This window comes from Streptomyces sp. NBC_01485 (assembly GCF_036227125.1).
GTDB lineage: Bacteria > Actinomycetota > Actinomycetes > Streptomycetales > Streptomycetaceae > Streptomyces.
The window spans coordinates 7492284-7508450 of sequence record NZ_CP109435.1 but is presented as its reverse complement, the minus strand read 5'-3'; the positions used below and the strand labels follow the sequence as shown (position 1 = coordinate 7508450).

The following is a 16167-nucleotide window of genomic DNA, read 5'->3' as shown; positions in this document are numbered from 1 at the left end:
GGGATGAACGGATACGGCGGGGTGAGCCGATGCGGCCGGATGGGCCGATGCGGCGGGAGATCAGGAGATCCCGAACTCCTTGCCGATGAAGTCGAAGACCTCGTCGTCGGTGGCGTCGCCCAGCTCGTCCCGTACGGCGTTCTCGGCCGCCGGGTCGCGGTGGGCGGCGCCGTCCGACCAGACCGCCAGCAGCGCGCCGAGACGGGCGCCGATCTCGGTCCGGGTCGCCAGGTCGGTGTCCAGCGGGGACAGGCCCGACAGCACCGACTCCAGGGAGTTCAGCTGCCGCAGTCCGGCGTCGGCGGTGGCCGGTCCGGCGTCGGGCAGGAGCTGGGCGAGCAGTTCCTCGGCCAGCGCGGTCGGGGTGGGATGGTCGTAGACGAGGGTGGTCGGCAGCCGCAGGCCGGTCGCCTTGTCGAGGCGGTTGCGCAGTTCGACGGCGGTCAGCGAGTCGAAGCCCATGTCGCGCAGCGCCCGTTGGGGGTCGATGCCCTGCGCCGAGCCGTGGCCGAGGACGAGCGCCACCTCGGCGCAGACCAGGTCCAGGGCGATCCGGTCCCGTTCGGCCGGGCCGGCGGCGCCGAGCCGGGCCCCGAACGCGGGCCGCGTCTCCTGGGCGGCTTCGCCGATGGCCGCCAGCACCGCCGCCGCCTGCGGCACACCGCCGAGCAGCGCGCTGGGCCGGACCGCGGTGTAACCGGCCGCGAACCGGGGCCAGTCCGCGTCCATGACGGCGACGTTCACGTCCCCCGAGGCCAGGGCGCGGGCCATGGCGGCCACCGCCCGGTCGGGGGCCATCGGCGGCAGCCCGGCGCCGCCCGTACGGCTGCGGGCCAGGTCGCTGTCGGCGGCCATGCCGCCATCGGCCCAGGGGCCCCACGCGATCGCGGTGGCGGGCAGCCCGGCCGCCCGCCGGTGCTGGGCGAGGGCGTCCAGTACGGCGTTCGCAGCCGCGTAGTTGGCCTGTCCGGCGCCGGCGACCGTACCGGCCACCGAGGAGAACAGCACGAACGCGGAGAGCTCGCGGTCGCTGGTCAACTCGTGCAGGTGCCGGGCCGCGTGGGACTTCGCGGCCAGGACGCCGGCGAACCGGTCGGCGGTCAGTCCGTCGATGACACCGTCGTCCAGCACACCGGCGGTATGGAAGACGGCGGTCAGCGGCCGGTCGGCGGGAATCCCGTCGAGCAGGGCCGCGAGCCGGTCCCGATCCGCGATGTCGCAGGCTTCGATGCTCACGGACAGCGCCCCTGCCCCGACCAGTTCCTTCCCCAACTGCTCGGCGCCGGGCGCCTCCTGCCCACTGCGGCTCACGAGCAGCAGATGCTCCGCGCCCTGCCGGACCAGCCACCGCGCGGTGTGCGCGCCGAGGGCACCGGTGCCTCCGGTAACGAGGACGGTGCCGGGGCCGGGGCTCCAGTCGGTGGCCACTACGGACCCGGTGGAGCCGAGGGACCCGGTCGGGGCGGTCGGGGCGGTCGGGGCCGGTTCCAGGCGGGCGGCCAGCGCATGGTCGGGGCGCAGCGCCAACTGGTCCTCGCCGGTCTGGGACAGCGCCCCGGCCAGGCGGGCGCCCACCGCGGGGGTGAGGTCGCCGGGCAGGTCGACCAGGCCACCCCAGCGCTGCGGGTACTCCAGGGCGGCGACCCGGCCCAGACCCCACACCCCGGCCCGCGCGGGTACGACGATCCGCTCCGAGGGCGTCGTGACGACCGCACCCTGCGTGCCACACCACAGCGGGGCCTCGATGCCCACGTCGCCGAGAGCCTGGATCAGCCCGGCGGTCGCCGACAGGCCGACCGGGACGGACCCGGTGCCCCCGTCGTGGTCTTCATGTTCGTCTCGTCCGTCGCGTTCTTCGTGTCCGTCGTGCCAGCCGAGCAAGGAGAAGACGCCCGAGACGGCCGGGGCAGCCGCCTCCAGCGCCTCGCGCAGCGTTGCGGCGATCGTCTCGCGGTCGGCGCGGCCCGGATCCAGCACGACGTGCGCGACGGCGGCCCCTGCCTGTTCCAGAGCCTCGGCCGCCTGGCGGGCGGTGGGCCCTGCGTCCGGTGTGCTCACCAGCAGCCAACCGCCGCGCAGTTCCGGCGTGGGCAGACTCACCGGACGCCACGCCAGGCGATAGCGCCAGGCGTCGGCGGCGGAGCTCTCATGCTGCCGACGACGCCAGGAGGACAGCGCGGGCAGAGCCTCGGCCAAGGCGTCCAGACCGTCGTCGGCGAGCGCCTTGAGGTCTTCGCGTTCGACGGCTTCCCAGAACCTCCGGTCGACCTCACTGCCCGACGTGTCCGACGTGGCCGGTACGACGGTGTGCACCTCAGGCCAGTAACGGCTTCGCTGGAAGGGATAGGTCGGCAGCTCGACCCGGCGTGCACCGGAGCCCGCGTAGTACGCCGACCAGTCCACCGCCACCCCGCGTACGTGCAGGGACGCGAGCGCGGACGCCACGCTGATGCCCTCGGCCCGGTCCCGGCGCAACACCGGTACGCACACCTGACCCGCGTCCAGGGACTGCAGGGCCGCAGCCGACAACACCCCGTCCGGGCCCACCTCCAGCAGCGTGCTCACACCCCGGCCCCGCAACGTCACGACCCCGTCCCCGAAACGGACCGCCTCGCGGACGTGCCGGACCCAGTACTCGGGCGAGCACAGGTCTTCTTCTGCTGTGGCGATCTCGCCGGTCAGGTTCGACACGAGCGGGATACGGGGGGTCTCGTAGGTGAGGCTCTCGGCCACGCGGCGGAACTCGGCCAGCATCGGGTCCATCAGCGGGGAGTGGAATGCGTGACTGACCGTCAACTGCTTGACACGCAGGCCCTGTGCACGCCACTTCGACTCCAACTCCCCGACGGCTTCCGCATCACCGGACACCACGACCGACGACGGCCCGTTGACCGCAGCGATCGCGACCCGCTCGTCCAGCTCAGGCAGTACGTCCGCCTCGGACGCCTCCACCGCCAGCATCGCACCGCCCTCGGGCAGAGCGCCCATCAGCCGACCACGCGCAGCCACAAGCGTGCACGCGTCGTCCAAGGACCACACACCCGCCACATACGCGGCGGCAACCTCACCGATCGAGTGACCGGCCACGAAGTCCGGGACCACCCCCCACGACTCCAGCAACCGGAACAGCGCCACCTCCACCGCGAACAACGCCGGCTGCGTGAACTCCGTCCGGTCGATCAACCCCCCACCCTCGAACAGCACCTCACGCAACGGACGATCCAACAATCCGTCGAAGCGCACACACACCTCGTCCAGCGCATCCGCGAACACGGGATACGCCTCGTACAACTCCCGCCCCGCACCCACCCGTTGGCTCCCCTGACCGGAGAACAGGAACGCCGTACGCCCCTCGTGGGCCGTGCCTGTGACGAGGTGGGCGGACGCACTGCCCTCCGCGAGGGCGGCCAGGCCGGTGAGGCGGTCGTCTCGGCTGGAGCCGAGGACGACGGCACGGTGGTCCAGAGCGGAGCGGGTGGTGGCCAGGGAGTGGCCCAGGTCCAGGTCCGACAGGTCCGGGCGGTCATGCAGCAGGCGCAGGACCGCGCCGGCCTGTGCACGCAGGGCAGCTTCGTCGTGGGCACCGAGCGGCCAGAGGGGCTGCGGCGCGGTCACCGGCGCGCCAGTCGGGTGCTCGGCGTCCTCGGCGGTCGGGGATGCCGTCGGGGCTTCCAGGATCACGTGGGCGTTGGTGCCGCTCACGCCGAACGCGGAGACGCCCGCGCGGCGGGGACGGTCGTGGTCGGGCCAGTCGGTGGCAGCGGTCAGCAGTCGCACCGCGCCCTCGGACCAGTCCACGTGCGGGGTCGGCTCGTCCACGTGCAACGTGCGCGGAAGCACACCGTGCCGCATCGCCATGACCATCTTGATGATGCCCGCCACGCCCGCCGCCGCCTGCGTGTGGCCGATGTTGGACTTCACCGACCCCAGCCACAACGGACGATCGGCCTCCCGCCCCCGCCCGTACGTCGCCAGCAGCGCCTCCGCCTCGATCGGATCCCCCAGCACCGTCCCCGTACCGTGCGCCTCCACCACATCCACCTCGGACCCCGACAGACCCGCCAGCGCCAACGCCCGCCCGATCACCCGCTGCTGCGCCGGACCCGACGGCGCCGTCAACCCATTCGACGCACCATCCTGATTCACCGCCGACCCACGCACCACCGCCAACACCTCATGCCCATTACGCCGCGCATCCGACAACCGCTCCACCAGCAGCAGACCCACACCCTCACCCCACCCCGTACCATCCGCACCCGCCCCGAACGCCTTGCACCGGCCATCCGACGCAAGACCCCCCTGACGCGAGAACTCCACAAACGCACCCGGCGTCGACATCACCGTCACCCCACCCGCCAACGCCAACGAACACTCCCCCGAACGCAACGCCTGACCCGCCAGATGCAACGCCACCAACGACGCCGAACACGCCGTATCAACCGTCACCGCCGGACCCTCAAAACCAAACGAATACGCCAACCGACCCGACACCACACTCGCCGCATTACCCGTCAGCACATGACCCTCAGCCCCACCCGCACCCAACGCCCCCAACAACGCCGCATAATCCTGACCATTCGACCCCACAAACACACCCACCTCCTCACCCGACAACCCCACCGGATCAACACCAGCCCGCTCAAACACCTCCCAACCAACCTCCAACAACAACCGCTGCTGCGGATCCATCCCCAACGCCTCACGCGGCGAAATACCAAAGAAACCCGCGTCGAAGTCAGCCATGTCGCGGAGGAAAGCCCCCCGGCCGGTGGCGGACGCGCCGGAGTCGAGCAGTCCTCGGTTGTCCCAGCCCCGGTCGGCCGGGAAGTCGCCTACGGCGTCCCGTTCGTCGGCGAGCAGTGCCCACAGGTCTTCCGGGGAGCCGACCCCGCCGGGGAAGCGGCAGGCCATGCCGACGATGGCGATGGGGTCGTCGTCGGCCGGCGTCGCCATGGTGGTGTGGACGGCGGCCGACGGGTCGTCGTCCGGTGCCAGGCGGGCGCACAGGTGGTCGGCGAGGGCGGTCGGGGTGGGGTGGTCGAAGACGAGTCCGGCAGGCAGCTTCAGACCGGTCAACCGGGCGAGCCGGTTGCGCAGTTCAACCCCGGTGAGCGAGTCGAAGCCCAGCTCACGGAACGTACGGGTGAGGGGCAGCGCGTCCGCCGACTCGTGACCGAGAGCGGCCGCAGCCTCGGCCCGCACCAGAGCGACGGTCTGATCCCGGCGCTCGGTGCGGGACAGCGCGGCCAGCCGGCGACGCCACAGGCCGGTCGCATCGCCCGGCTCGATGGCCGCCTGAGCTACGGGAATCGCCGGTATGAGCGTGGAGAGGAGGGGTGAGGGCCGTACAGCCGTGAAGGACGCGCCGAACCGCGCCCAGTCCACATCCGCCACCACCACCGAAGCAGCAGCACCCCGGGCCAGGCGACCCAGCAACCCCACCGCACCCCCAGGCCCAAGCGGCGACAGACCACTCCGACGCATACGCCCCTCCACCAACCCCCCATCAGCCGCAAGCCCCACACCACCCCAAGGACCCCACCCCAACGACACCCCCGCCAGACCCACACCACGCCGAAACTCCGCCAGACCATCCAGAAACGCATTCGCCGCCGCGTAATTCCCCTGACCCGACGCACCAACACCACCCGACACCGACGAGAAAAGAACAAACGCCTCCAGACCCAGATCACGGGTCACCTCATGCAAATTCCACGCACCCACCGCCTTCGCCCGCCACACACCCCCCAACCGATCACCAGAAAGCCCCTCCAGAACACCGTCATCCAACACACCCGCCGCATGAACCACCGCAGTCAACGGACAGTCGGACGGAATTCCGTCCACCACAGCCCGCAGCGCCTCACGGTCCCCCACATCACACGCCACCACCGACACCGCCACACCCGACCCACCCAACTCAGCCAACTCGGCCACCAACTCCGCCGCACCCGGCGCATCCACACCCCGACGCCCCACCAACACCAACCGCTCAGCACCATGCCCCACCAACCACCGCGCCACATGACCACCCAACCCACCCAAACCACCCGTCACCAACACCGTCCCCGACGGCACCCACCCACCAGACCCAGACACCCCAGACGACACAGACTCAGCAGGGACACGCACCAGACGACGAGCCAGCACACCCGACCCACGCACCGCAACCTGATCCTCAGACCGCTGACCCACCACCCCGACCAACCGCCCAGCCGCCCGCACATCAAAAACCACAGGCACATCCACCACACCACCCCACCGCTCAGGCAACTCCAACGCAGCCACCCGACCCAAACCCCACACCCCACACTGAACCGGCGACACCAACCGATCCGAACCACCCACCGACACCGCCCCACGCGTCACACACCACAACCGCGCCCCCACACCCACATCCCCCAACCCCTGAATGAGGGTGAGCGTCGACCGGAGCGCGGCGTCGTCGGCAGTGGCGTCCGCAGCGGCGTCGAGGGCCAGCAGGGAGAGGACTCCCGTGGGTTCGGGGATGTCGGCAAGGGCGCTGCGGAGCAGTTCGGCTACCGCGTCGCGGGGTGCCTGGGCGGGGATGGTCAGGCGGACGGGGACGTCACCGGTCGCGGCCAGGGCGTGAGCCAGGGTCGTCGCGGGGGCGTCGGCTTCGCCGGTGGCGGACTCCACCAACAGCCAGTGCCGGGACGGACGGGCACCGTACGCGCTGCTCGACGACGACTCGGGCGGCAGCGGCTGCCACGTCTCGCGGTAGCACCAACCTCCGCTTGCCGCCTCGTCCTTGTGGCGGCTGTGCCAGGCGGAGAGCGCGGGGAGGAGTGCGCCGAGGGTGTCGGGCGAATCCAGTTGGAGCTGCTGGGCGAGGTAGTCGACGTCGGCGCGTTCCACTGCTTGCCAGAAGCCGGTTTCCTCAGTGGCGGGCTGGGCGGAGTAGTCGGCCAGCAGGTCGTGCAGGGAGCCGGACTCCAGCCAGTAGTGTTGGTGCTGGAAGGGGTAGGTGGGCAGGTCGACGGGGTGGAAATCACCGTTGCCGCTGCCGCTGCCGTTGCTGCTGCCGGTGAGGTAGGCCGACCAGTCGACGGCGGGGCCGTGGACGTGAAGGGTGGCCAGGGCCGCCAGCAGGGCCGCGTCCTCGGCACGGTCGCGACGCAGGGCGGGCACGAGGACGGACTCGGACTCGGACTCGGCTTCCGCTTCGGCCTCCGCGATCGCGCCCTGGGCCATGGCGGTCAGGACACCGTCGGGGCCCAGCTCCAGATAACGGCGGACACCCTCACGGTGGAGCGTACGGATGCCGTCGGCGAACCGGACGGCCTCACGGACGTGCCGGACCCAGTACTCGGGTGAGCACAGGTCTGCGGGCGTGGCCATCTCGCCGGTCAGATTCGACACGACCGGGATACGCGGGGTCTCGTACGTCAACCCCTCGGCCACGCGGCGGAACTCCGCCAGCATCGGGGCCATCAACGGCGAGTGGAACGCATGACTGACCGTCAACTGCTTGACACGCAGGCCCTGTTCACGCCAACGCGACTCCAACTCACCGACCGCTACAGCATCACCGGACACCACGACGGACGAGGGTCCGTTGACCGCAGCGATCGCTACGCGCTCGTCCAGCTCGGGACGTACGTCCGCCTCGGACGCCTCGACGGCCAGCATCGCACCGCCCTCAGGCAGCGCACCCATCAACCGACCACGCGCCGCCACCAGCGTGCACGCATCCTCCAGAGACCACACACCAGCCACGTACGCGGCGGCGATCTCGCCGATCGAGTGACCGGCCACGAAGTCCGGGGCCATCCCCCACGACTCCAAGAGACGGAACAACGCCACCTCCACCGCGAACAACGCCGGCTGAGTGAACTCCGTCCGGTCGATCAACCCCTCACCCTCGAAAAGCACATCCCGCAGCGGCTGCTCCAACAACCCGTCGAACCGCGCACACACCTCATCCAGCGCATCCGCGAACACCGGATGGGCCGCGTAAAGACCACGCCCCATACCCGCGCGCTGCGCGCCCTGCCCCGTGAACAGCCAGGCCGTACGGCCGGCCGGGCCCGCTGTGGCGGCGGAGACGCCCGGGGCCTGCCTGTCGGAGGCGACCGCGGCCAGGCCGTCGAGGAGTTCGGCGCGGTCGGCGCCGACGACGACGGCCCGGTGCTCCAGCAGTGCGCGGCTGGTGGCCAAGGAGTACGCCACGTCGTGTACGCGCCACGCGGGCTCGGTCAGCAGGCGGTCCCGCAGGCGGTCGGCCAGCGCCCGCAACGCCTTCGTGCTGCGGGCGGACAACGAGAAGGGCACCAGGTCAGGGGCCTCACCCGGGGAGTCCTCCGGCGAGCTCTCCGGCGAACCCTGCGGCGGCTCCGCCACCGGCTCGCCCTGCTCGATGATCACGTGCGCGTTCGTGCCGCTCACGCCGAAGGACGACACGCCCGCCCGGCGCGGGCGGCCCGCCTCCGGCCACGGCACGCTCTCCGTCAGCAGTTCGACCGCGCCGGCCGACCAGTCGACGTGCGGGGTCGGCTCGTCCACGTGCAGGGTCTGCGGGAGCACACCGTGCCGCATCGCGAGCACCATCTTGATGACACCGGCGACACCGGCCGCCGACTGCGTGTGCCCGATGTTGGACTTCACCGAGCCCAGCAGCAGCGGACGGTCGCCCTCGCGCTGCTTGCCGTAGGTCGCCAGCAGGGCCTGCGCCTCGATCGGGTCCCCCAGAGCCGTACCCGTGCCGTGCGCCTCGACCGCGTCGACCTCGGCGGGGGTGAGGCGGGCGTTGGCCAGCGCCTGACGGATGACCCGCTGCTGCGCGGGGCCGTTCGGAGCCGTCAGCCCGTTGGACGCACCGTCCTGGTTGACGGCCGAGCCCCGCACCACCGCCAGCACCGTACGGCCGTTGCGTCGGGCCTGTGACAGCGGCTCCACGACCAGCATGCCCACGCCCTCGGACCAGCCGGTGCCGTCGGCCGCCGCCGCGAACGCCTTGCACCGCCCGTCGGTGGACAGGCCGCGCTGGCGCGAGAACTCCGTGAAGATGCCCGGCGTCGCCATCAGCGTCACTCCGCCGACCAGCGCCACCTCGCACTCGCCGGAGCGCAGTGCCTGACCCGCCAGATGCAGCGCGACGAGTGACGACGAGCAGGCGGTGTCCACCGTGACAGCGGGGCCCTCGAAGCCGAAGGTGTACGCCAGCCGGCCCGACACCACACTCGGGGTGTTACCGGTCAGCAGATGGCCCTCGACCCCCTCGGGTACCCGCATCAACCCGGTGCCGTAGCCCGACCCCGCAGCGCCCATGAACACGCCCCACCGCGAACCGCGCACCCGACCCGCGTCCAGACCCGCCCGCTCCAACGCCTCCCACGCCGCCTCCAGCACCAACCGCTGCTGCGGGTCCATCGCCAGCGCCTCACGCGGCGAGATCCCGAAGAAGTCCGCGTCGAAGCCCGCGACACCCTCGACGAAAGCGCCACGGCTCACATAGGACGTACCGGCGCGCTCGCCGTCCGCGTCGAACAGACCGTCCAGGTCCCATCCCCGGTCCACCGGGAAGTCGCCGACCGCGTCGCCACCGCCCACGACCAGGTCCCACAACGCCTCCGGCGAGTCCACTCCCCCCGGAAAGCGGCACGCCATGCCCACGATCGCCAACGGCTCGTCCGCCGCCACCGGTGCGACCGCAGCCGGGTCGACGCCCCGCTCCGCGAACGGGACCGTCCCCGCCAGCTCGCCCACCACGAAGTCGGCCAGCAACCGCGGGGTCGGGAAGTCGAACACGAGCGTCGCCGGCAGCCGCAGGCCCGTCACCGCGTTCAGGCGGTTACGCAGCTCGACGGCGGTCAGCGAGTCGAAGCCCAGCTCCTTGAACGCCCGGCCCGGGTCGACGTCAGCGGACCCGCCATGCCCCAGCACCGCAGCGGCGTGCGAGCACACCTGCTCCACCACCAGCCGCCGCGCCTCGGCCGACTCCATACCGGCCAGCCGCTCGGCCAGACCTCCGCCCGTGGCGGCGGCCCTCCCGACCGCGCTACGGCGTCCAGTGTCCCGGACCAGCGCGCGGTACGGCGCGGGCAGTGCGCCCACGGCGGCCTGGGCCCGCAACGTGGCCGTCTCAAGCCGCAGCGGCACGAGCTGCGCATGGGCGGACGTCACGCCGAGCCGGAAGAGCGCGACCCCCTGCTCAACGGTGATGGGCAGCACACCGGCCCGCGCCATCCGCTGAACGTCGCTCTCGCTCAACGTGCCCGTCATACCGCCCTCTTGGGACCACGGCCCCCAGGCGAGCGAGGTCGCGGGCAGACCGGCTGCACGGCGGTGGTCCGCCAGCGCGTCCAAGTAGGCGTTGGCAGCGGCGTAGTTGCCCTGCCCGGGTGCACCAAGCGTCGCGGAGGCGGAGGAGAACAGGACGAACATCGACAGGTCATGGCCGACTGTGAGCTCGTGGAGGTGGCGGGCCGCGTCGGCCTTCGGCTCCCACACGGTCGCCAGACGGTCGGGGGTGAGGGCGGTCACCAGGCCGTCGTCCAGGACACCGGCGGTGTGGACCACGGCCGTCAGTCGCTCAGACTCCAACAGGGCTGCCACGGCGTCCCGTTGGGACACGTCACAGGCCACTATCCGTACGGTAGCGCCCAATTCGGTCAGCTCAGCACGCAGTTCCGCCGCGCCGGGGGCGTCGAGGCCTCGCCGGGAGACCAGCAGGAGGTTGCGGGCACCGTGTTCGGCCACCAAGTGCCGGGCCACCACCGCGCCCAGACCACCCGTGCCGCCGGTCACCAGCACCGTACGGTCCGGGTCCAGCGCCGCCGGGACAGTCAGCACGACCTTGCCAATGTGCTTGGCCTGGCTGATGAAACGGAACGCGTCACGGGCCTGCCGTACGTCCCACGCCCGCACCGGCAGCAGCTCCACGGCACCCGTGCCGAACAGCTCCAGCAGTTCGCCCAGCAGCTCCGCGATCCGGTCCGGACCCGCCTCGGAGAGGTCGAACGCCCGGTAGGACACGGCCAGTTCGGCCGGGTCACGGACGTCGGTCTTGCCCATCTCCAGGAACCGGCCACCCTCGGCCAGGACGGACAGCGAGGCATCGACGAACTCACCCGCGAGAGCGTTCAGCACCACATCAATATCAATGCCGCTGAACTTCTCCGCGAAGGCCGTGTCACGGGACGATGCGATGTGATCGTCGTCCAGGCCGAGACCGCGCAGGACATCCCACTTGGCGGGGCTCGCCGTCGCGAACACCTCAACACCCAAGTGCTGCGCGAGCTGGATTGCGGCCATACCCACACCACCAGCACCCGCATGCACCAACACACGTTCACCAGACCGCACTTGGGCCAGGTCCCGCCACGCGTACCACGCCGTCAGGAACACGATCGGCACCGACGCCGCCTCAGCGAACGACCAGCCCTCCGGCACCCGGGCCAACAACCGCTCGTCCGTCACCGTGACGCTGCCCATGCCGCCACCAGGGGCCATACCGAACACCCGGTCCCCCACCGCGAGGCCGGCCATCTCCGGACCGACCTCCAGCACCACTCCCGCCGCCTCGCCTCCCAGGGGACCGGCGGGACCGGGATACATCCCCAACGCACTCAGCACATCACGGAAGTTCACGCCCGCGGCACGCACCGCGACCCGCACCTCACCCGCCGCGAGGGGCTTGGACGCCTCCTCGAACGGGACCAACTCCAGCGCGTCCAACGACCCCCGCGCCGCGCTGTCCAACCGCCACGCGTCCACGCCCGACGGCACCGTCAGGACCTCGTCGGCGCCGGGCCGCACCAAGCGTGCGACGCTCACCGCACCCTGGCGGACGGCCGCCTGACCCTCGGGCCACGCACCGCCCCCGGCGAGCGCGGCCCAGGACTCGGGCGTACCGTCCACGTCCGCCAGCACGAAGCGACCCGGGTTCTCCGCCTGCGCCGACCGTACGAGACCCCACACCGCAGCCGCGCCCAGATCCGTCACCGCGTCGCCGGGAGCGGCGGCGACAGCGCCCCGCGTGACGACCACCAGTTGGGCGTCCGCCAGCCGCTCGTCGGCCAGCCACTCCTGGATCACGTCGAGGACGCCCTCGACCACGTCCTCGGCAGCCGCTTCCCCGCCGAGCACGGGCAGCAGCACAGCCAGGGAGGCAGCGCCGTCGGCCGGCACCTCGCCCAGCCGCTCGTACGCCGCGACCTCGGCCCCTGCCGCACGCAGCCCTTCGAGCACGGAAGGCGCGCCGCCCAGCAACGCCCATCGAACGGAAGTCTCTTCGACCGCCGGTGTCGGTGCGGCCACCCATCCCAGGCGCAGCAGCCCGTCATCGGAGGCCGCGGCCACGGGCGGCCGCAACTGCCCTGCGGACACCGGCCGTACGACGAGGGAGTCGGCGGTGGCCACCACGGCGCCGGTGGTGTCGGCGACCAGGACCGAGACGGCGTCGGTGCCCGCCGGAGCGAGCCGGACCCGCAGGGCGGTCGCGCCGGAGGCGTGCAGCGAGACGGCCGACCAGGCGAAGGGCAGCCGCCCGCCGGGGGCGGCGCCAGCGGCATCGGCGGTGAGGAAGCGGCCCAGGGTGATGGCGTGGAGCCCGGCGTCCAGGAGCGCGGGGTGCAGGCCGTACCGTGTGGCGTCCTCGTGTGCCGTTTCCGGCAGTGCGACTTCGGCGAAGACCTGGTCGCCGAGGCGCCAGGCAGCGTGCAGGCCCCGGAAGACGGGTCCGTAGGAGAAGCCGCCGGTGGCGGCCCAGGTGTCGTAGAAGTCGGCGAGCGGCACAGGTTCGGCGCCGGTCGGGGGCCAGACGGTCAGGTCCTCGGCGGTGCGGGCGGCCACGGGCGCCAGGGTGCCCTGGGCGTGCCGGGTCCACGGCGCGTCCGATCCGCCGTCCGATCCGCCGTCGGCGCGGGCGTCGGCGCGGGCGTCGTCCTGGCGTCGCGAGTGCACGCTGAGGGGCCGTCGGCCGGTCTCGTCGGGCGCTCCGACCCACAGCTGCAGATGCACGGTGGCGTCGTCGGGCAGGACCAGCGGGGCTTCGAGGGTCAGTTCGTCGACCTGGCCGCAGCCGACCTGGTCGCCGGCGCGGATGGCCAGTTCCAGGAACGCGGTGCCGGGCAGGAGGATGCTGCCCAGGATGTCGTGGTCGGCGAGCCAGGGGTGGCTGCGCACCGACAGGCTGCCGGTGAGCAGCACACCGTCGGCGTCCGCGATCTGTACGGCCGCGTCGAGAAGGGGGTGGTCGACCGTGCTCAGGCCGATGCCGCCGATGTCGCCGAGCATGGCCGGCGGCTCCAGCCAGTAGCGCTGTTCCTGGAAGGCGTACGTCGGCAGGTCCACCTGCCGCGCCCCGCTCCCGGCCAGCAACGCACGCCAGTCCACCGCACCGCCGCGCACATGCACCCCGGCGAGCGCCGCCCCGACCGACAGTTTCTCGGCCCGGTCCCGGCGGAGTGTGGGCAGGCAGGCGACAGGCTCGTCATCCACCTCGCTCAGAGTCTGCTGGGCCATCGCGGACAGCACGCCGTCGGGGCCGAGCTCCACGAACGTACGGACGTTTTCGCCGTGCAGCGTACGGATGCCGTCGGCGAAGCGGACGGCATCCCGGACGTGCCGGACCCAGTACTCCGGTGAGCACAGGTCTGCGGGCGTGGCCATCTCGCCGGTCAGGTTCGACACGACTGGAATGCGCGGGGTGTCGTACGTCAACCCCTCGGCCACGCGGCGGAACTCCGCCAGCATCGGATCCATCAACGGCGAGTGGAAGGCGTGACTGACCGTCAACTGCTTGACTCTCAGGCCCTGTTCACGCCAACGCGACTCCAACTCCCCGACGGCTACGGCATCGCCGGACACCACGACCGACGACGGACCGTTCACCGCCGCGACAGCAACCCGCTCGTCCAGCTCAGGCAGTACGTCCGCCTCGGACGCCTCCACCGCCAGCATCGCGCCGCCCTCAGGCAGCGCACCCATCAACCGACCCCGCGCGGCCACAAGCGTGCACGCGTCGTCCAGAGACCACACCCCGGCCACGTACGCGGCAGCGATCTCACCGATCGAATGCCCCGCCACGAAGTCCGGCGTCACACCCCACGACTCCAGCAACCGGAACAGCGCCACCTCCACCGCGAACAACGCCGGCTGCGTGAACTCCGTCCGGTCGATCAGCTCTCCGCCCTCGAACAACACCTCCCGCAGGCCCTCGAACCGCGCACACACCTCGTCCAACGCATCCGCGAACACCGGATAGGCGGCATACAACTCCCGCCCCGCACCCACCCGTTGGCTACCTTGCCCCGAGAACAGGAAGGCCAGCCGTCGGCCCTCTCCCGCCACGTTGCCCCGCACCGCGTTGGCGGTGTCGCGGCCCGCTGCGAACTCCGCGAGTGCGGCCTGCAGTTGGTGACCGTTCTCGCCGAGGAGCACCGTCCGCCGGTCGAAGGACGAGCGGCCCTCCGCCAATGACAGGGCGATGTCCGCCGGGCGGGTCCCGGCGTTCTGGGCGGCGAGCAGGTGGGTGTGGAGCGCGGCGGCCTGAGCGGTGAGGCCCTGATCGGTGCGGGCGGATATCGGCCAGGCGATCAGGGGGAGTTCGTCGTCGGACTCGTCGGACTCGTCGGGCTCGTCGGCAGAGGCCGGAGCCGGGATCTGGGCCGGAGCCATGGCCTGCTCGATGATGGTGTGGGCGTTCGTGCCGCTGACGCCGAAGGACGAGATGCCCGCCCGCCAAGGGCGTTCCACTTCCGGCAACGGCGTGGATTCGGTGGCCAGTCGGAGTCGGCCGCTGGTCCAGTCGATGTGCGGCGAAGGGGCGTCGATGTGCAGGGTCTGCGGAACGACGCCGTGGCGCAGGGCCATGACCATCTTGATGATGCCCGCGACACCCGCCGCCGCCTGCGTGTGGCCGATGTTGGACTTGACCGAGCCGAGCAGCAACGGCCGTTCCTCGGGCCTCCCCTGGCCGTAGGTGGCCAGCAGGGCCTGCGCCTCGATGGGGTCGCCGAGAGTCGTACCGGTGCCGTGGGCCTCGACCACGTCGACCTCGTCGGGTGTGAGGCCTGCGGCGGCCAGCGCCTGCAGGATGACCCGGCGCTGGGACGGGCCGTTGGGGGCCGTCAGGCCATTCGACGCGCCGTCCTGGTTGACGGCCGAGCCCCGCACCACCGCCAGCACCGGATGCCCCAGCCGCTCGGCGTCGGACAGCCGCTCCACCAGGAGCATGCCGACGCCCTCGCCCCACCCCGTACCGTCCGCGCCCGCCGCGAACGCCTTGCAACGGCCGTCCGCCGCCAGACCCCGCTGACGGCTGAACTCCACGAACGGCCCGGGGGTGGCCATGACGGTGACGCCGCCCGCGAGCGCCATGGTGCACTCGCCGCGCCGCAGCGCCTGCACCGCGAGGTGCAGCGCCACCAGGGCGGAGGAGCAGGCCGTGTCGACGGTGACCGCCGGACCCTCCAGGCCGAGGACGTACGACAGACGGCCGGACATGACGCTGGCGGCGATGCCGGTGCCGCCGTAGCCCTCGACGTCGCTGGGCGCGCCCATCAGCAGCGCGCCGTAGCTCTGGCCGTTGGAGCCGACGAAGACGCCCGTGCGCGAGCCGCGCAGGCCGGCCGGATCGATGCCCGCGCGCTCCACGGCCTCCCAGCCGGTCTTCAGCAGGAGCCGCTGCTGCGGGTCCATCGCCAGCGCCTCACGCGGCGAGATCCCGAAGAACTCCGGATCGAAGTCGCCGGCGCCGTCCAGGAACCCGCCCTCACGGACGTAGCAGGTACCGAGGTGGTCCGGGTCCGGGTTGTAGAGCCGCTCCGGGTCCCAGCCCCGGTCGTCGGGGAAGCCGCCCAGCGCGTCGGTACCGGAGGCCACGAGGTCCCACAGTTGTTCCGGCGACGCGACCCCGCCCGGGAACCGGCAGGCCATGCCGACGATCGCCACGGGCTCCTGCCCGCTCTCCTCCAGCTCGCGCAGCCGTCGGCGGGTCTGGTGGAGGTCGGCGCTGACCCGCTTGAGATAGTCAAGCAGCTTCTGCTCGTCGTTCATGGAAGCCGGGCCCCTCTGGGATCTTCGTCATCGGTACTGGGCGTGCCGCGCGGAACTGGTGGATTGAGCGGTAATCGGGGGGGGTGGAGGAGGTGGAAACGTAAGTTGAAGTGGAGGTGGTGGTGTGGGGCGGGACGGGGGGTG

At 71.9% G+C, this 16167-nt stretch carries 1 protein-coding gene; it reads right to left on the bottom strand.

The window, feature by feature from the left end; translation table 11 throughout:
• Positions 1–60 precede the first annotated feature (60 nt).
• Positions 61–16023, bottom strand: coding sequence for a type I polyketide synthase (locus tag OG352_RS33315; protein WP_329222052.1), 15963 nt, complete (start codon positions 16021–16023; stop codon positions 61–63).
• Between the last annotated feature and the right edge of the window lie 144 nt (positions 16024–16167).

Excerpts from the sequence above, each read along its gene's own strand:
- OG352_RS33315 (WP_329222052.1), bottom strand. The coding sequence starts at position 16,023 with ATGAACGACGAGCAGAAGCTGCTTGACTATCTCAAGCGGGTCAGCGCC.